The 17,963-nt window shown below is 45.0% G+C and carries 16 protein-coding genes; 13 read left to right on the plus strand and 3 right to left on the minus strand.

The genetic code is table 11. The features are described from left to right. Positions 1-2: 2 nt before the first annotated feature. Positions 3-833, minus strand: a complete 831-nt coding sequence (gene comER, locus LRR81_RS02220) for a late competence protein ComER (protein WP_231787662.1) — start codon at positions 831-833, stop codon at positions 3-5. Between the two features lie 88 nt (positions 834-921). Between comER and LRR81_RS02225 the strand changes: the two genes are divergently transcribed. The 3 genes from LRR81_RS02225 (at position 922) to LRR81_RS02235 (ending at position 4,552) form a co-directional block, all read left to right on the plus strand. Then, positions 922-1,548, plus strand: coding sequence for a helix-hairpin-helix domain-containing protein (locus LRR81_RS02225; RefSeq protein WP_231787663.1), 627 nt, complete (start codon positions 922-924; stop codon positions 1,546-1,548). A 69-nt stretch (positions 1,549-1,617) separates the two neighbouring features. Then, positions 1,618-2,184, plus strand: a complete 567-nt coding sequence (locus tag LRR81_RS02230) for a ComE operon protein 2 (protein WP_231787664.1) — start codon at positions 1,618-1,620, stop codon at positions 2,182-2,184. Positions 2,185-2,224: 40 nt separating this feature from the next. Beyond that, positions 2,225-4,552, plus strand: a complete 2,328-nt coding sequence (locus LRR81_RS02235) for a DNA internalization-related competence protein ComEC/Rec2 (RefSeq protein ID WP_231787665.1) — start codon at positions 2,225-2,227, stop codon at positions 4,550-4,552. Between the two features lie 120 nt (positions 4,553-4,672). Here LRR81_RS02235 and LRR81_RS02240 read toward each other — a convergent pair whose 3' ends face one another. Further along, entirely contained in the window at positions 4,673-4,807 is a 135-nt protein-coding gene (locus LRR81_RS02240) for a YqzM family protein (RefSeq protein WP_231787666.1), read from the minus strand. Positions 4,808-5,138: 331 nt separating this feature from the next. Between LRR81_RS02240 and holA the strand changes: the two genes are divergently transcribed. Then, a complete protein-coding gene (gene holA / locus LRR81_RS02245) occupies positions 5,139-6,167 on the plus strand; it encodes a DNA polymerase III subunit delta (protein WP_231787667.1) in 1,029 nt (342 codons plus the stop codon). 43 nt (positions 6,168-6,210) lie between these two features. Here the strand turns inward: holA and rpsT are convergent, their stop codons facing one another. After that, positions 6,211-6,477: a 30S ribosomal protein S20 gene (rpsT, locus tag LRR81_RS02250; protein WP_231787668.1), complete on the minus strand. Its 267-nt coding sequence runs from the start codon at positions 6,475-6,477 to the stop codon at positions 6,211-6,213. A 209-nt stretch (positions 6,478-6,686) separates the two neighbouring features. On the opposite strand from rpsT, the gene gpr reads away from it, so the two are divergent. The 9 genes from gpr to dnaJ all read left to right on the plus strand — a co-directional run bounded on the left by gpr (position 6,687) and on the right by dnaJ (position 17,963). Then, positions 6,687-7,805: a GPR endopeptidase gene (gene gpr, locus LRR81_RS02255; RefSeq protein ID WP_231787669.1), complete on the plus strand. Its 1,119-nt coding sequence runs from the start codon at positions 6,687-6,689 to the stop codon at positions 7,803-7,805. Positions 7,806-8,025: 220 nt separating this feature from the next. Continuing rightward, positions 8,026-9,171, plus strand: a complete 1,146-nt coding sequence (gene spoIIP / locus LRR81_RS02260) for a stage II sporulation protein P (protein ID WP_231787670.1) — start codon at positions 8,026-8,028, stop codon at positions 9,169-9,171. 82 nt (positions 9,172-9,253) lie between these two features. Continuing rightward, on the plus strand, positions 9,254-9,499 hold the full coding sequence (locus LRR81_RS02265) for a hypothetical protein (protein ID WP_231787671.1): 246 nt from the start codon (positions 9,254-9,256) through the stop codon (positions 9,497-9,499). 196 nt (positions 9,500-9,695) lie between these two features. Beyond that, complete coding sequence (gene lepA / locus LRR81_RS02270; RefSeq protein WP_231787672.1) at positions 9,696-11,519, plus strand: translation elongation factor 4; 1,824 nt, start codon at positions 9,696-9,698, stop codon at positions 11,517-11,519. A 158-nt stretch (positions 11,520-11,677) separates the two neighbouring features. Next, positions 11,678-12,832, plus strand: coding sequence for a radical SAM family heme chaperone HemW (gene hemW / locus LRR81_RS02275; protein ID WP_231788589.1), 1,155 nt, complete (start codon positions 11,678-11,680; stop codon positions 12,830-12,832). An 88-nt stretch (positions 12,833-12,920) separates the two neighbouring features. After that, positions 12,921-13,949 (plus strand): heat-inducible transcriptional repressor HrcA, encoded by a 1,029-nt coding sequence (gene hrcA / locus LRR81_RS02280; protein WP_231787673.1) that lies wholly within the window; start codon positions 12,921-12,923, stop codon positions 13,947-13,949. Between the two features lie 93 nt (positions 13,950-14,042). Further along, on the plus strand, positions 14,043-14,639 hold the full coding sequence (grpE, locus tag LRR81_RS02285) for a nucleotide exchange factor GrpE (RefSeq protein WP_231787674.1): 597 nt from the start codon (positions 14,043-14,045) through the stop codon (positions 14,637-14,639). A gap of 29 nt (positions 14,640-14,668) precedes the next feature. Next, a complete protein-coding gene (gene dnaK, locus LRR81_RS02290) occupies positions 14,669-16,507 on the plus strand; it encodes a molecular chaperone DnaK (protein ID WP_231787675.1) in 1,839 nt (612 codons plus the stop codon). 322 nt (positions 16,508-16,829) lie between these two features. Further along, positions 16,830-17,963 (plus strand): molecular chaperone DnaJ, encoded by a 1,134-nt coding sequence (dnaJ, locus tag LRR81_RS02295; protein WP_231787676.1) that lies wholly within the window; start codon positions 16,830-16,832, stop codon positions 17,961-17,963.

Here is a 17,963-nt window from a genome sequence, read left to right on the forward strand (position 1 = left end):
TCCTACAAAGTCTCTTTACTGAACTGTTCCTCAATTTCATGAATGTCTTCGTAATACTTCGCATGTGTGCTCTGGAAAAGATGTTCAAACATTTTTCCTGTTTCCTTTTCCAAAACTTTAATCCCTTCTCCTGTGATTCCGCCTTTTACGCATACTTTTGCCTGGAGAGCAGGCAGCGTAAACCTTTCGCTTTCAAGCAGATTTCCCATTCCAATCAGCATTTCACTGGCAAGAAGCACAGCGGTCTCTTTGTCAATTTTTGTTTCGCTTACCGCCGCTTCGATGAAGCGCTGGAGCAGGTAACTGAAAAAAGCAGGTCCGCAGCTGACAATGTCAGAGGCAATTCTTGTGATTTCTTCTTTAATAGGGACTGGTTTGGATATCATTTCAAACAGCGCTTGAATGGTTACGCGCGTATTCAGTGTACATCTCTCTCCATAAGTAACTAGAGATACTCCTGAAAGAGCCCTGTTCGTTATGCTCGGAATCGCCCGGACAGCCTGGCAATCAGCACTGCTCTCCAGCTGGCTGACAGAGATCGGGCTTGTGATGGAGACCAAAATTTTATCATCAGTAAGCAGTGAAGAGACATTACTTATCAGGGGGTGAATATCCAATGGTTTCACGCAAATAAAAATAAGGTCGCATGATTGAATAACTTCTGCTGCGCTTTCCTCCACCCGGATGCCGGGATATAGTCTTTTAATTGCTTCAGCTTTTTCCTTCGTTCGGTTGGTGATGCGGATGGAAGAGGGACTGAGAGCACCTGCTTCAATGAATGCTTCGATTAAAATCCTTCCCATATTTCCTGTTCCGATGAACCCTGTTTTCAACGGCACTTCCCTCCTTTAAATAACAATTCTATCTCATAAAAGTTATGTGCATTTTTCACAATTATGACCTATGAAAGGGGAACAGAGCTTGGAAAATCTCATCAAATACAAATGGCATCTCATCGCAGTGGGTGCGGTTCTTGCCGCATTTCTCTTTTTTCAGTATGGATTGCCCGGCAAGGAAGAAAAAAAGGAGCCTGCTGCAGCTGAAGAATCCTTTGAATTTGCCTCTACAGAGCATAAAAGCCCAAAGCCTCCTGAATCAGCTTCAATGAATGTAGTAATTGATATAAAAGGTTCTGTAAAAGCGCCAGGGGTATACAGCCTGAAAAAAGGCAGCAGGGTGAATGATGCGGTCCGAAAGGCTGGCGGAATGACGATAGCAGCAGATAAAAAAGCAGTAAATCTGGCATCAGTTCTGCAGGACGGCACAGTTATATATGTTCCGGAAAAAGGGGAAGAAGGAGCCGCTCTGCCTCAATCAGGAAATAGCGGAACTACTCCGGCAGGCAGCGGGGAGACTCTGGTGAATCTGAATAGTGCTGATGAGGAGCAGCTGCAGACGCTTACGGGGATCGGACCTTCCAAAGCTGCCGCCATCATTGGCTACCGTGAGGAAAAGGGCAGTTTTCAGAAAATAGAAGATCTTAAAGAAGTAACAGGCATAGGGGAAAAAACTTTTGAAAAACTGAAAGAGGAAATTACCGTGAATTAACCTTTGACGGAGCCCGGCAATAATCGCTAGACTAAAGAGAGGGAGAATGAAAAGAGGGGGAAAAAGACGTTGAACAGGATTTCATGGAATCAATACTATATGGCTCAGAGCCATTTGCTGGCGCTCAGAAGCACATGCACAAGACTTGAAGTAGGCGCAACAATTGTAAGGGATAAACGCATCATTGCAGGGGGGTATAACGGCTCCATCGCAGGAGGAGTCCATTGTATTGATGAAGGCTGCTATGTCATTGACAATCATTGTGTCCGCACGATCCATGCCGAAATGAACGCGCTTCTTCAATGCGCGAAATTCGGAGCTCCGACAGACGGAGCGGAAATTTATGTGACTCATTTTCCTTGCCTGCAGTGCTGCAAAGCGATCATTCAGGCAGGCATCAAATGTGTGTATTATGCGATGGATTACAAAAATCATCCGTATGCCCTCGAGCTTTTCGAGCAGGCAGGAGTCAAAGTGGAGCATGTACCGCTTCAGGAGGAAATTCTGGACAGAAATATTCAGGAGAAATTCCAATTTGTGACGAACCTGCTGGAGCGAATTTCTAAAACGGATGACAGCTGTGACATCGAAGAATTGTACGGCGCAGCCGAAAAGCTGTTTATCGGTAAAAAATAAATAGGCAAAAGGCCAGCCTAAAGAAGGGGGCTTGCTTTGTTTGAAAGCCGTATACTTTGCTGCGGCTGCCTGCTTTGGCACAGTCTATGCGATTTATCCATCCGTTTTCGGCGCGGTGCTTATGCTGCTGCTGATTGGGTGGACATGCTTGAGGAAACAAGTCACGGCTGCACTGCTTGTCGTTTCCGGCTTTATGATTTTTTTCTGCTGGGCCGACTTTTATGAAGAAAACAATAAAACAAAGCTGACACAGGGAGAAATTCAATTCAGAGGGGTTCTTAAAGACGAACCGGCCGTTGACGGGGATGCGGTAAAAGTCCGGGTGATTCACAGCAGCGGCGAGGTTTTGGCAATGACTTATAACGCGGAAAATCAAGCTGACAGGGACCGGTGGAAGACTCTTTATGGCGGGACAGGCTGCACATTTAAAGGGGTGCTCCAAATGCCGAAGCATGCCGTCAATCCAGATGGATTTGATTACAGCGAGTATTTAAGCCATTATAGGATCCATTGGGTTTTTAAAGCAGCTGAAGCAGCTGGCTGTTCTGAAAAGAAAGGGCTCCTTTCCGTTTTGCATCACCTTCGAATGATGGGCAGCAGCCGGGTGCAGGAACTTTTTCCCGACTCGTCCAGCGGACTTGTGCAGGCGCTGCTGTTCGGGGAAAGAACACAGATGGATGAAGATCTCCTGGAATCCTATCAGAGCCTTGGAACCATCCATCTTCTTGCCATCTCCGGCATGCAGGTAGGGCTGCTTGCAGCTTTTTTATGGACCGTCTTTTTGCGGCTTGGTTTGACTCATGAAAAGGCGAGGCTCTTTCTTTTGATCATTTTGCCCTCATACGGCGTACTTACCGGTGAATCAGAATCTGTTATGAGAGCTGTATATATGGCCGAACTTCTTTTGCTCTTCAAGATCTTCCGCATACCCGCACATCCCATGCACATCCTCATCGGAACACTGCTTTTTATGCTTCTCACCAATCCTCTTCAGCTGTTCCAGCCAGGATTTCAGCTTACCTTTTTAGTTACCGCTGCACTCATTCTCAGCTCGCCTGTTCTTCAGGCGCTCGGCATGATGAAAAAAGCATTCCTCATTTCCATCATTTCGCAGGCAAGCTCGCTCCCCGTCATTTACTATTCTTTTTATGCGCTGTCTCTCGGCAGCTTTGCTGTAAATCTCATCTATGTTCCTCTTTTTTCTTTCATCATTTTCCCTTTGTCAATGGCAGCCTTTCTTCTATCATTTCTTCAGTGGGGCTTAGCTGATTTTACTGCTTCATTCTTCAGCAGAATCATTCTGTCGCTCGATAAAATGACACTTTATCTCGCTTCCAGGGATCCCTTTATGCTCGTGCTTGGAAAGCCCGGAACATTGCTTGAAGCAATGACGGCAGGCTGTGTCATATTTCTCCTCGCTTCATTCGAGATGCCTCTTAAAGGCATGAAAAAGCTGCTGCCTTATGTTCTTCTCGGATCATTGCTTATTCTCAAGCTCTGTCAGCCATACCTGTCTCCTTCTGGAAAGATAACCTTTATTGATATCGGGCAGGGTGATTCGATTCTGATTGAGCTGCCATGGCGAAAAGGCGTCTTTTTGATTGATACGGGAGGAAGGGCAGTTTTTGGAAAAAAGGAGCAGTGGAGAGAACGAAAAAATACGTTTTCCCTTGCCAAAGATGTGACGATGCCGCTCTTGAGATCAAAAGGGATCACAAAGCTGAATGGGCTGTTTCTCACGCATGGAGATATGGACCATACCGGTGAAGCAGAGGCGCTGATGGAGAACATGAGCATTGAAAAGCTGTATATTCCAAAAGGCTTTATAAAAGATGAAAGCGATCGGGATATTATTCAAAAAGCTGAGGAAATGAAAATGGAAATAATAGCACTGCAGGATGGCGATAAGCTTAATCTGGGAGAGCAGCCGTTTTATGTCTTATCACCTGGTGAAAAAGCAGAAACCAAAAATGACGGCTCTCTCGTTCTTTATACAGTAATTGGCGGAAAATCATGGCTTTTTACAGGCGACCTTGAGAAACTTGGTGAACAAAAGCTCCTTCAGCATTATCCAGAGCTGCATGCCGATTACTTGAAGGCTGGCCATCATGGGAGCAAAGGTTCCAGCTCAGAGGAATTCCTGGATAGACTCAGACCTGAAGCTGCCATCATTTCAGCGGGTGAAAACAACCGCTATCATCATCCGCATACAGAAACGCTGAAGCGTTTGGAAGATCGCAGCATAAAAGTGTACCGGACAGATAAAATGGGCGCAATACAATACCAGTTCACCGGAAAGGACGGAACCTTTGCCGTGCACCCTCCATATGATGAAGTATCAAGGAAAGACAGCACTAAGGCAGATTAAAAATAAAAAAAGACTGCATCTGCAGTCATCATGCATCCGAAGAATTTAATAACGGATGTCTGTCAATTCAAACCGGAAAAGCCCTGTTGCATCTCTTTTTTCAAACATAGCAGGCTGCAGTTAAGAGCCAATAAGCTTGATGACTGTAGCAATGATGAAAATGACTGTAAAAAATCCAAAGGATACTGCGAAACCAACGCCGGAATCGGAGACATCGTTCCGCTTGCTTTGCACATTTCTCTCAAATTCATTCATCATAGAACCCTCCTGTTGCCATTTAGTATAAGTGAATTTGAAGAAAAAAGCTATCCGTCCTTTTCCTGGAAACAGTTATTCGTTCTCGCATTCGGAAATATAACTCCGTATTGTCAGAGTAATATACTTAAGGACATTTTCGGTTTAATATGGACATCGTTTTCCTGCAATGAATCCCGGGTCTTGCAGGGGACGTTCACTATAGATTGGAGGGAATGGCGGCCTTGGCGTTCCCTCCTTCCCTGTTTTTCTGAAACACTTATACATACTTGCCAAAAGCGCTCAATCCCGATACGATTAAGCTGAAAACCTACGACTGGGAGAGCGGAAAATGGTATTGCAAATTTGGAAAGACTTAAAAAAACTTCAGGTTCAGCCTGTCTATCTTCTGCAGGGGACGGAAACGTATCTGCTGCAGGAAACGGTAAAAAAGATCCTGGCTGCTGTTTTGCATGAAGAAGAGAAGGAATTTAACTATTCTGTTTATGATATGGAAGAAACACCGATAGAAACGGCAATGGAAGATGCGGAAACACTGCCTTTTATGGGGGAGAAAAGGGTCGTCCTTTTGAAAAACCCTTATTTTCTTACCGGTGAACGGAAAAAAGAGAAAATAGAGCACAAGGTGGAGACCCTTGAGGCTTATTTGAAAGAGCCTGCTCCGTTCACTGTATTAATTCTGCTTGCGCCATATGAAAAGCTTGATGAGCGGAAAAAAATAACCAAGCTCCTGAAAAAGCAGGCGGAAGCAGTAGAAGTACACGCATTGTCGGAAAAAGAGCTCTTCTCATGGACAGCTTCGCTTGCTGAGGCAGAAAACAGAAAAATCAGCCGGGAAGCTGCCGAGAGACTGGCGATGCTGACCAATTCCAACTTAATGATCATGAATCAGGAAATAAACAAGCTCTGCATGTATACAGCCGAATCAGAAGAAATTACTGCTGAAACAGTGGATCTGCTTACAGCAAGAAGCCTTGAGCAAAATATTTTTGATCTGATTGAAAACACTGTGAGCAAAAATATTCCGCGTGCAATGGCCATGCTGTATGACCTTTTGAAAACCAATGAGGAACCAATAAAAATTCTTTCTTTGATGGTGAATCAGTTCAGACTGATTCTTCAGGTAAAACAGCTTTCTAAAACTGGATACGGCCAGCCCCAGATTGCTTCTGTGCTAAAGGTCCATCCTTTTAGGGTAAAGCTCGCACAGAAACAGGCATCACTGTTTGCGGAAGAAGAACTGTCAAAGATTTTAAAGAGACTGGCAGAAGCAGACTATGAGATGAAAACAGGAAAAATGGAAAAACAGCTGATTCTTGAGCTTTTTCTATTAAAGCTGTCCCAAAGGCCATCTGCCTGAACATAAAAAAACGATCCCTTGAGGGGATCGTTTTTTTTACAGCTTACGCAGAAAGTCCGTTTACTTGCTTAGTCAAACGGGATTTGTAACGGGCAGCTGTATTTTTATGGATAATTCCGCTTTGAGCGGCCTTGTCGATTTTTTTAGCTGCATCAAGAAGAGCTGCTTTCGCATTTTCCGCATCGTTGCTTGCTGCTAGAGCTTCTACTTTTCTAATAGCAGTACGCATGGAAGATTTTACTGTCGCATTAGCTGTACGGCGGTCATTATTAGTTTTTACACGTTTAATCGCTGATTTAATATTTGGCATTCTTTTCACCTCCCGTGAATCAACCTGAGGTCTAATTTCTCAATAATTATACAAACAGAGAACAAAAGATATTTTATCAAACCCCTATCAGTTATGCAATACTCTTGTAAAGGAATTTTGGTTGAAAGCAAGAAAAGGAATCTTTTCTGAGCTCTTCGGTCATTCTAATAAAAAAACTGGCCATATCAGTGAATGGGTGGAGTGACAAAATGAAAGAACTGGATTTAAGCAAATATACAGTAAGAACAGATTTGGCAATTGAAGCGCATGAAATAGCTGTCGGGCAGCAGCCGCAGACGGCCCCGACGGCACAGGAATCTGATGTAAGAGGGATTATCGTAACGGAAAGGGCGGAAGAGGGCATTAAGCTTACAACTGTAGAAATTAAAAAAGAGGGAGCAGAGCTCACTGGAAAAAAAGAAGGAACGTACTTAACCCTTGAGGTGCAGGGCATCCGCAATCAGGACTCTGAACTGCAGCAGACGGTGATTGAGGTTTTTGCCAGAGAGTTTGGTAAATTTCTTGAAAACCTTAATCTTTCCAGAGAAGCAAGCTGCCTTGTAGTAGGGCTTGGAAATTGGAATGTGACTCCTGATTCCCTCGGGCCGCTTGTTCTTGAAAACTTGATGGTCACAAGGCACCTGTTCCAGCTGCAGCCTGAAAGCGTTCAGGAAGGCTACAGGCCGGTGAGCGCGCTGACTCCTGGTGTAATGGGCATCACTGGAATTGAAACAAGTGACATTATTACAGGTGTGCTGCAAAAAACAAAGCCGGATTTTGTGATTGCCATTGATGCACTGGCTGCCAGATCCCTTGAACGGATCAATACAACAATTCAAATTGCAGACAGCGGAATTGCTCCAGGGTCCGGCGTCGGAAACAAGCGCAAGGAACTTAGCCAGGACACACTCGGCATACCCGTGATTTCGATCGGAATCCCGACCGTTGTGGATGCTGTTACCATTACTTCTGACACAATAGATTTTATTTTAAAGCATTTCGGAAGGGAAATAAAGGAAGGGGACAAACCGTCCAAATCCCTTGTCCCGGCAGGAATGTCATTCGGCAGTAGAAAAGTTCTGAAGGAAGAGGATCTTCCGGAAGAAAAAGAGCGGCAGCAGTTCCTCGGTATTGTCGGTACACTGCCAGATGAAGAAAAACGGAAGCTGATTCATGAAGTGCTGTCACCGCTCGGCCATAATTTGATGGTAACCCCGAAGGAAGTGGATACCTTTATCGAAGACATGGCCAACGTCATTGCCAATGGGCTGAACCGCTCCCTCCATCATCAGGTAAACGAAGGCAACTCAGGGACGTATACGCACTGACATATGCCGATGCATAGTGTGCAATCCTTAGCGGTCACAGATATATGAGGTATGTCGCCGAAATCCTGTAAGCCGGCAGTTCTTATTGAATGAAAAGCCGTGCTTTTGCGGCAAACAGCAGTGAAATTGCTTATTAACAGGCTGTTTGCAATCGATTGCCGTTCTACGATCTCTTCCCTTGAATATAGTAGTATGGACAAGCTGCTTAGGGGGATTGAATGTGAAACGGACGCGCAATTTCGATGGAATGGTTGTCACAATTAACGGGACAAGCTTAATAAAATATATGATCGCCGGGATCTTATCCCTGCTGTTTGTGTTTATCCTGTCTGCTGCTCTTACTTCTGTCAGGCCGGAATACCGGCCTTCTTCGCCTTCGGTTTACTACTTGGCAGACGGAATTGCGGGAGGGGCGTTTTTGCAGATGCTGTCATCTGAAAATCATTATTTTCAGGCAGCGCTCCCTGAGGAAAAGCAGCCTCAGGGTTTATCACCGGCAGCTTTTAAGCTTGCAACAAGCATCAGTCTTGATGATCCGAGAAGCCTGCTTGGGAGCGAGCTGCCTGGTTTTTCTCTATATGATACGGAGATTATTGTAGCAGGGAAAGGGAGCAACTACACTAATGTGCCGGTGGAATCAGCTCCGCCGCAGGAAGATTTGATAAAAGCAAGAAAGGCATCGATCGCGAGTCTTGAGGAAATTACGAAAAAGGACAAGCCTGATTCAGCGCCTCCCCTCACCACCGCGGGAAGGAAGGCAGTGTTTCTGTACAGCACTCACACAACGGAAGCTTATAAGCCTCTGCTGAAATCAAATAAAGCGGTTGATGTTACGCTTGTCAGTAAAATTCTCCAGCGGGATCTCATTTCGAAAGGAATTGGAACAGAAGTATCAGGAACGAATGTGCAGGATATTGTGGAAAAGCGAAACTGGAACTATGCGAGAAGCTATGATGCTTCAAGGCCTGTTGTGATGGAAGCGATGAAAAAAGATAAAGACTTGCAATATGTGATTGATATTCATAGAGATGTTGGAAAGCACACTGCTGTGATCCGCGAGAAAAAATACGCGCAGCTTGCCTTTATCATCGGAGGCAAAAATCCTAATAAAGAATACAACATTCAGGTTGCAAAGGATCTTCACAGCTTGCTTGAGAAAAAATATCCAGGCATCAGCAGAGGGGTTTTCCTGAAAAATTCGAAGGGATCAAACAGCCTCTATAACCAGGACGTTTCTAAGAACGCACTCCTTGTTGAGGTGGGAGGTGAGGAAAATAATCTTCCTGAGCTTGAAGCGTCAGCAGAAGCGATGGCAGATGTTTTCAGCACGTATTATTGGAAAAGAAACGGCGCAGAGGCGCAGTAAAAGGATGTGATCTTTCATCGCTGGATTTTTAGGAAGATGCTGTATCATTGGGTTTGTGCTGCTTTTCGGGATGCTTCTTGGCATGCAGTCTGCTCCAAGTCCCCAAGATGGACATGCTTTCTCTAAGGCTGAGGTGAATAAAGAACGCGGCAGACAAAGCCAGCCTGCACAGATCCGGATCGAGGATGCTTCAGCAATTGAGAAAAACAATCCGCTGTCTGCAGCAGGCAAAAAGCTGTCGGGTTCTGTTGAAGGGATAGCAAGCAAAGCATTTGGCGGAATCTCCTCACTGGCCGTCAGGCTTACGAATAAGAATAAGCATCGCTGACCGGCTTCCTGCCGGTTTTTATCGTTGAATCAGAAATGCTCTATGAACAGAGGGCGGTTCACGTCAGGATTCAGTGCCTGCGCTTTTCTTTTTCAATTTCATCCAAATCCATTTTCCTGTATTGAATCTTGCCATTTCAATGATATAATCAAGGTTAGTGTATTTGGGCAAGTTTGGTAGGAGTGAGAGAACATTTATGAATAATGATAAAAAGCAACGGCAATCCAAGATCCGCAATTTTTCCATCATCGCTCATATTGATCATGGGAAATCTACGCTTGCTGACAGGATTCTTGAAAAAACATCAGCCATCACACAGCGTGAAATGAAAGCACAATTGCTGGATTCCATGGATTTGGAAAGAGAGCGCGGCATTACAATCAAGTTGAATGCAGTGCAGCTGAAATATAAAGCAAAAGATGGGGAAGAATATATTTTCCATTTAATTGATACACCGGGACACGTAGATTTCACGTATGAAGTTTCCAGAAGTCTAGCAGCCTGTGAAGGGGCCGTTCTGGTTGTCGATGCTGCACAGGGCATTGAAGCTCAGACGCTGGCAAACGTTTATCTGGCGCTTGATAATGAGCTGGAAATCCTTCCGGTCATCAACAAAATTGATTTGCCTAGCGCTGAGCCTGAAAGAGTCAGGCAGGAAATTGAGGATGTTATCGGCCTTGATGCGTCTGAAGCAGTACTCGCGTCTGCAAAAGCTGGCATCGGAATTGAAGACATCCTGGAACAGGTTGTTGAAAAGGTTCCAGCTCCATCAGGGGATGTGGATGCACCGTTAAAGGCGCTTATTTTTGACTCTCTGTATGACGCATACAGAGGCGTTGTGGCTTACATCCGTGTTGTTGAAGGATCAGTAAAAGTCGGCCAGAAAATCAAAATGATGGCAACAGGCAAGGAATTTGAAGTATCAGAGGTTGGAGTGTTTACGCCAAAGGCTGTTCTTCTTGATGAACTCACAGTCGGAGATGTTGGATTTCTAACCGCTTCCATTAAAAACGTCGGCGATACCCGTGTTGGTGATACGATCACAAATGCCAGCAACGGTGCTCTTGAGCCGCTCCCAGGCTACCGGAAGCTGAATCCGATGGTTTATTGCGGCCTGTATCCGATTGATACAGCGAAATACAATGATCTTCGCGAAGCGCTGGAGAGGCTTGAGCTGAATGACTCTGCGCTTCAATATGAGCCGGAAACCTCCCAGGCGCTCGGCTTTGGCTTCCGCTGCGGCTTCCTTGGACTTCTTCATATGGAGATCATCCAGGAGCGCATTGAGAGAGAATTTAACATTGATTTGATTACGACCGCACCGAGCGTAATTTATCATGTTTATCAAACGGACGGCGAAGAAATCAAGGTGGACAATCCATCCAATATGCCAGATCCGCAAAAGATCGACCGCATCGAAGAACCATATGTAAAGGCTGCTGTTATGGTGCCGAATGATTATGTCGGCGCTGTTATGGAACTGTGCCAGCTGAAGCGCGGCATTTTCCTTGATATGCAGTATCTGGATGAAATCAGGGTGAGCATTACGTATGAAATTCCGCTTTCTGAAATTGTCTACGATTTCTTTGATCAGCTGAAATCAAGCACAAAGGGATATGCTTCATTTGATTATGAGCTGATCGGTTACAAGCCATCAAAGCTTTCGAAAATGGATATTCTGCTGAACGGCGAGCAGATTGATGCCCTGTCCTTTATCGTCCATAAGGACACCGCGTATGACAGGGGGAAAATCATTGTCGAGAAGCTGAAGGAGCTTATTCCGCGCCAGCAATTTGAAGTGCCGATTCAGGCGGCTATCGGTCAGAAAGTTGTGGCCCGCTCGACCATTAAAGCAATGAGGAAAAATGTCCTGGCAAAATGCTACGGCGGCGATATTTCCCGTAAACGAAAGCTTCTTGAGAAGCAAAAAGAAGGGAAAAAGCGCATGAAAATGGTTGGTTCTGTGGAAGTGCCGCAGGAAGCCTTCATGGCCGTGCTGAAAATGGACGACAATAAATAATCTTTGAACCTTATAAGATAAAGAGAGATGCCGCAGATCACTGCGGCATCTTATCTGTTTTTTGCCTTGATTTTCATAGATAGATTACGAAAGGCTGAAGCTTAAGGGTATGTACTTCAAGCAAAGCTTCATTTTATAAAAAAGGAGAGTGAAACATGATACAAGCTGCATACATTCACATCCCTTTTTGCGAGCATATTTGCCATTATTGCGATTTTAATAAAGTCTTTATTCAAAATCAGCCTGTTGAAGGTTATCTTGAATCGCTCGGCATGGAACTGGAGAATAGCGCTGCAAAATATGGTGCCGGTGAATTAAAATCAATCTTTATAGGCGGGGGCACTCCCACTGCATTGAATGAATCCCAGCTGGAAAAGCTGCTGCGGCATATACAGGAAAAGCTGCGTCCTGGCAAAAGCCTTGAATTTTCCGTTGAAGCGAACCCGGGAGATTTGTCTTTTGAAAAATTGCAGGTTCTGCGGGCAGGCGGCGTCAATAGACTGAGCATCGGCGTGCAGAGCTTTCAGGATCATCTGCTCGAGAAAATCGGGCGGGTGCACAGAAAGGAAGACGTTTTCCGCTCAGTAGAGGATGCAATGAAGGCAGGGTTTGAAAACATCAGCATTGATTTAATGTTCGGACTGCCGGGGCAAACGGAAGAAGACTTCAGAAGTTCCTTAAAAGACGCCTTTTCTCTGGATGTACAGCATTACTCAGCTTATTCGCTTATTGTAGAACCGAAAACGGTATTTTATAACCTGATGCAAAAAGGAAAGCTTGTGCTGCCGCAGCAGGAAGAAGAAGCAGTCATGTACAACATTCTCATGGATGAAATGGAAAGTCATGGTTTCCATCAATATGAAATCAGTAATTTTGCTCTCCCTGGCAAAGAAAGCAGGCATAACCTGACCTATTGGAATAATGAAGAATATTTCGGTTTTGGAGCAGGCGCACATGGGTATGTGAAGGGAGTCCGTACTGCAAACGCCGGAGTTATTGGGAAATACCGGAACCTTATCAGTGAGGCGGGTTCTGCTGCTATACAGGAAACAAAGGTATCGATAGAAGAGCAGATGGAAGAAGAAATGTTTCTTGGACTCCGCAAAACAGCAGGAGTCAGCAAGAAGCATTTTGCAGAAAAATTCGGCATTGAAATGGACAAGGTATTTAATACGGCTGCAGAAGAGCAAAAGCAGAAGGGCCTTTTGGAAGAATCGGGAGACTCCATCAGGCTTACAAGAGAAGGAAGACTGCTTGGGAATGAAGTGTTTCAGGCTTTCCTGGGACTGGCTAGCCTTGAGAAAAATGAGTAAAATTAATTGACTTTTAGATAAGCATTTGATAATTTGTTATTAGAATTAGCACTCAGCTAATCAGAGTGCTAACAGAGGTGATGAATCGTTGCTTACAGAACGTCAATTATTGATACTGCAAGTCATTGTTGATGATTTTATACGTTCGGCACAGCCTGTAGGTTCCAGGACATTATCGAAAAAAGAAGCGATTTCTTTCAGTTCAGCTACAATCCGCAATGAAATGGCGGATCTTGAAGATCTCGGTTTTATTGAAAAAACACACAGCTCCTCAGGCAGGGTGCCGTCTGAAATGGGGTACAGGTATTATGTGGATCATCTCTTGTCTCCAAAGCGCCTGACCAAATTGGAGCTTGGCCAGATAAAATCTGTTTTTGCCGAGAGAATATTTGAATTGGAAAAAACGGTTCAGAAGTCTGCCCAGATCTTATCTGATCTGACAAACTACACGTCGATCGTTCTCGGGCCCAAATTCAACGAAAACACGCTGAAAAGGCTGCAGATTGTTCCGATTAACGAAAGTATGGCAGTAGCCATCATTATTACAAATACGGGCCATGTCGAAAACAGAACGATTTCTTTTCCGGCTTCCATGAATCCGGAAGATATTGAAAAAGTTGTGAATATCCTGAATGACAAGCTTGCAGGTGCTCCTTTATCAGAGCTGAAAGACAGGCTTTATAAAGAAGTCGTTAACCTCTTGAAAGTGCACATTCGAAATTATGATGCATTTTTAAAAGGTCTTGATGGAACATTTGATTCAGAATCCGGAGAGAAGATCTACTTCGGCGGCAAAACGAATATGCTCAATCAGCCTGAATTTAATGATCTGGCAAGGGTTAAGTCCCTTCTCTCGATGATTGAAGAGGAACATGCTTTTTACGAACTGCTGAAAATGAAGGATAAAGGCGTAACCATCTCGATCGGCCGAGAAAATCAAGTTTCAGCAATGGATAACTGCAGTCTTATTACAGCAGCTTATTCAGTAGGCGCCCGCCAGATCGGCACGATTGCGATTCTTGGGCCGACCAGGATGGAATACTCAAGGGTTATAAGCCTGATCGAGCATGTTGCAAAGGATTTGTCAAAAGCCCTTACAGATTTGTATCATGTATAAATGGAATGGTGATATTGATTAAGGGTGGGAACAGCTCCCATCCCTTTTCCATGAGATTGCTTCTAAACAAAGCATTTAAGGGAGGTGAAAGAAATGGCAGAAGAAAACAAAAACCGTGATGAAGAACTGAATGAAGAAACCATCAATGCCGCTGAAACAGCAGCTGATGATCAGGCAAAAGATGATTCTTCTGATATCCTTTCTTCCGAAGAAGGTGCTGCAGAGGAAGCAGATGCTTGGCAAGCTGAGAATGAAAGTCTGCGCCAAAAAGCAGAAGAAGCGGAAAACCGCCTGCTGAGAATACAGGCTGACTTTGAGAACTTTAAGCGCCGTTCCAGAATGGATCTGGAGGCAACTAAAAAATACCGCGCCCAAGGCTTAATCACTGAATTGCTCCCTGCGATTGACAACTTCGAAAGAGCGCTTCAGATGGAAGCAGCAGATGAGAATGTCAAATCGCTCCTTCAAGGAATGGAAATGGTGCAAAGACAGCTGATTACAGCACTGAAAACTGAGGGTGTTGAAGAAATAGAAGCGCTTGGCAAACCTTTTGATCCGCATCTTCATCAAGCTGTCATGCAGGCTGAGGACGCAGAAGCCCCGGCCAATACAGTTGTTGAAGTGTTTCAAAAAGGGTATATGCTGAAAGACAGGGTTATACGCCCGGCAATGGTAAAAGTAAGCCAATAAAATACATATAATCATTAGGAGGTTCCGTAATGAGCAAAATAATCGGTATCGATTTAGGTACAACCAACTCTTGTGTGGCTGTACTGGAAGGCGGAGAGCCTAAAGTCATTCCAAATCCGGAAGGAAACCGCACAACGCCTTCCGTTGTATCTTTCAAAAACGGCGAGCGCCAGGTTGGTGAAGTAGCAAAACGCCAGGCGATTACAAATCCGAATACCATCATTTCCATTAAGCGACACATGGGAACAGATTACAAAGTGGACGCTGAAGGCAAAAACTTTACGCCGCAGGAAATTTCCGCTATCATTCTTCAGCATTTGAAATCTTATGCAGAAGACTATCTTGGCGAACCGGTAACAAAAGCTGTTATTACAGTACCAGCGTACTTTAATGATGCTGAACGCCAGGCGACTAAAGATGCCGGCCGCATTGCAGGACTTGAAGTAGAGCGCATCATCAATGAGCCGACAGCTGCAGCGCTTGCTTATGGCCTTGAAAAACAGAATGAAGATCAAACGATCCTAGTATACGACCTTGGCGGCGGTACATTTGACGTTTCCGTCCTTGAACTTGGAGACGGTGTGTTTGAAGTCCGCTCCACTGCAGGAGATAACCGCCTTGGCGGAGATGACTTTGACCAAGTGGTCATTGATTATCTTGTTGCAGAATTTAAGCGCGACAATGGCATTGATCTTTCAAAAGACAAAATGGCTCTTCAGCGTCTGAAGGATGCCGCTGAAAAAGCGAAGAAAGACCTTTCCGGTGTTTCTTCTACACAAATCTCCCTGCCGTTCATCACTGCTGGAGAAGCAGGACCGCTTCACCTAGAAGTAACGCTTTCCAGAGCGAAATTTGATGAGCTTACTGCAGGCCTTGTAGAACGCACAATGGGTCCTGTCCGCCAGGCTTTGAAGGATGCAGGCTTAAGCAAAAATGAAATTGATAAAGTCATCCTTGTCGGCGGTTCTACACGCATTCCGGCAGTACAGGAAGCAATAAAGAGCGAGCTTGGCAAAGAACCGCACAGAGGCGTTAACCCTGATGAAGTTGTTGCTCTTGGCGCTGCCATTCAGGGCGGCGTAATCACGGGCGATGTGAAAGACGTTGTTCTGCTTGACGTAACTCCGCTTTCCCTTGGAATTGAAACAATGGGCGGCGTATTTACTAAGCTGATCGACCGCAACACAACGATCCCAACCAGCAAATCTCAAGTGTTCTCAACTGCGGCTGACAGCCAGACAGCTGTAGACATTCACGTTCTGCAAGGGGAGCGCCAGATGGCTGCTGACAACAAAACACTCGGCAGATTCCAGCTTACAGACATTCCGCCTGCACCGCGCGGCGTGCCGCAAATTGAAGTGTCATTTGACATTGATAAAAACGGTATTGTGAATGTGCGTGCCAAAGATCTTGGTACAAACAAAGAACAAACAATCACAATCAAATCTTCCACAGGTTTGTCTGATGATGAGATCGACCGCATGGTTAGAGAAGCTGAAGAAAATGCGGATGCAGATAAAAAGCGCAAAGAAGAAGTAGAGCTTCGCAATGAAGCTGACCAGCTTGTCTTCCAAACTGAAAAGACTCTTAAAGATCTTGAAGGAAAAGTAGATGAGGCTGAAGTGGCAAAAGCGAACGAAGCGAAGGATGCGTTAAAAGCGGCTATCGAAAAAAATGAACTTGAAGATATTCGTGCGAAAAAGGATGCCCTTCAAGCAATCGTTCAGGAGCTTTCCGTTAAGCTTTATGAACAGGCTGCACAAGCTCAGGGACAGCAGGGTGCTGACGGAGCAGAAGGCAAAAAAGCAGACGACAATGTAGTTGATGCTGAGTACGAAGAAATGGATGACGACAAAGACAAAAAGTAATCACAGCTGTTTCTCTTTTATAAAAGTCAAAGTCAGGCTTGTCTTGGCTTTGGCTTTTTTTTAAGGGAGCATAAATAGGCACCTTTTTTAGAATCACAGATAAGATGCTTAAAAGGTAACATGAAAGACAGTTATGAAAAGTTTAAAAGAGCTGTTCATAACAGCAATTTAACTTATATGAACTGAAAGAATGCAGCTGCCGGGGTCAGATGGAGAGAATAAGCGCCAAATTCTGCAAATACCTTGCAATAAAAGAAGGTTGATTTTAATTTATCCGCAGTGATACAATTTAGTTTATGTGAGAATTCGGGAGTGAACAGATATGAGCAAGCGTGATTACTACGAAGTTCTTGGTGTTGGCAAAGGCGCATCAAAGGATGAAATAAAAAAGGCCTATCGCAGCCTGTCTAAAAAGTACCACCCTGATATCAATCAATCAGATGATGCAGCAGATAAATTTAAAGAAGTAAAAGAAGCGTATGAAGTGCTGAATGATGACCAGAAACGGGCTCAATACGACCAGTTTGGCCATACAGATCCAAACCAGGGATTTGGCGGTTTCGGCGGACAGGGCGCTGATTTTGGCGGCTTTGGAGGATTTGAAGATATTTTCAGTTCCATTTTCGGAGGAGCTGGAGGCAGAAGAAGAGACCCTAATGCACCGCGTCAAGGAGCAGATCTGCAGTACACGATGTCCCTTTCCTTTGAAGAAGCAGCTTTTGGAAAAGAAACAACCATTGAACTGCCAAAGGATGAAGTGTGCGAAACCTGCCATGGCTCTGGTGCGAAGCCGGGAACAACCCCTGACAACTGCACCCACTGCGGCGGCACAGGCCAGCTGAATATTGAGCAGAATACGCCTTTCGGCCGTGTAGTTAACCGAAGAGTATGCCACTATTGCAGCGGCACAGGCAAAATCATTAAGCATAAATGTGCAACGTGCGGCGGAGACGGCACTATCAAAAAACGCCGAAAAATCAAGGTCAATATTCCAGCAGGTGTGGACGATGGCCAGCAGCTGAGAGTTTCCGGCCAGGGCGAGCCTGGAGTCAACGGCGGACCTCAAGGTGATTTGTACGTGGTCTTCCATGTGCGCGAACATGAATTTTTTGAAAGAGACGGCGACGATATTTACTGCGAAATGCCGCTGACCTTCTCACAGGCATCCCTTGGCGATGAAATTGAAGTTCCGACACTTCACGGCAAAGTAAAGCTCAAGGTGCCGGCTGGAACACAGGCAGGAACCAAATTCCGCCTCAAAGGAAAAGGTGTGCCGAATGTACGCGGCTACGGACAGGGCGATCAGCATATTATCGTTCGGATCGTGACCCCGACTAACCTTACAGAAAAGCAGAAGGAATTGATGAGGGAGTTTGCCGAACTGAGCGGAAACCGTCCTGATGAACAGGAAGAAAGCTTTTTTGACAAAATGAAACGCGCATTTAAGGGAGAATAA

The sequence above is a fragment of the Metabacillus kandeliae genome, assembly GCF_021166585.1.
Taxonomy (GTDB): Bacteria; Bacillota; Bacilli; order Bacillales; family Bacillaceae; genus Metabacillus_B; species Metabacillus_B kandeliae.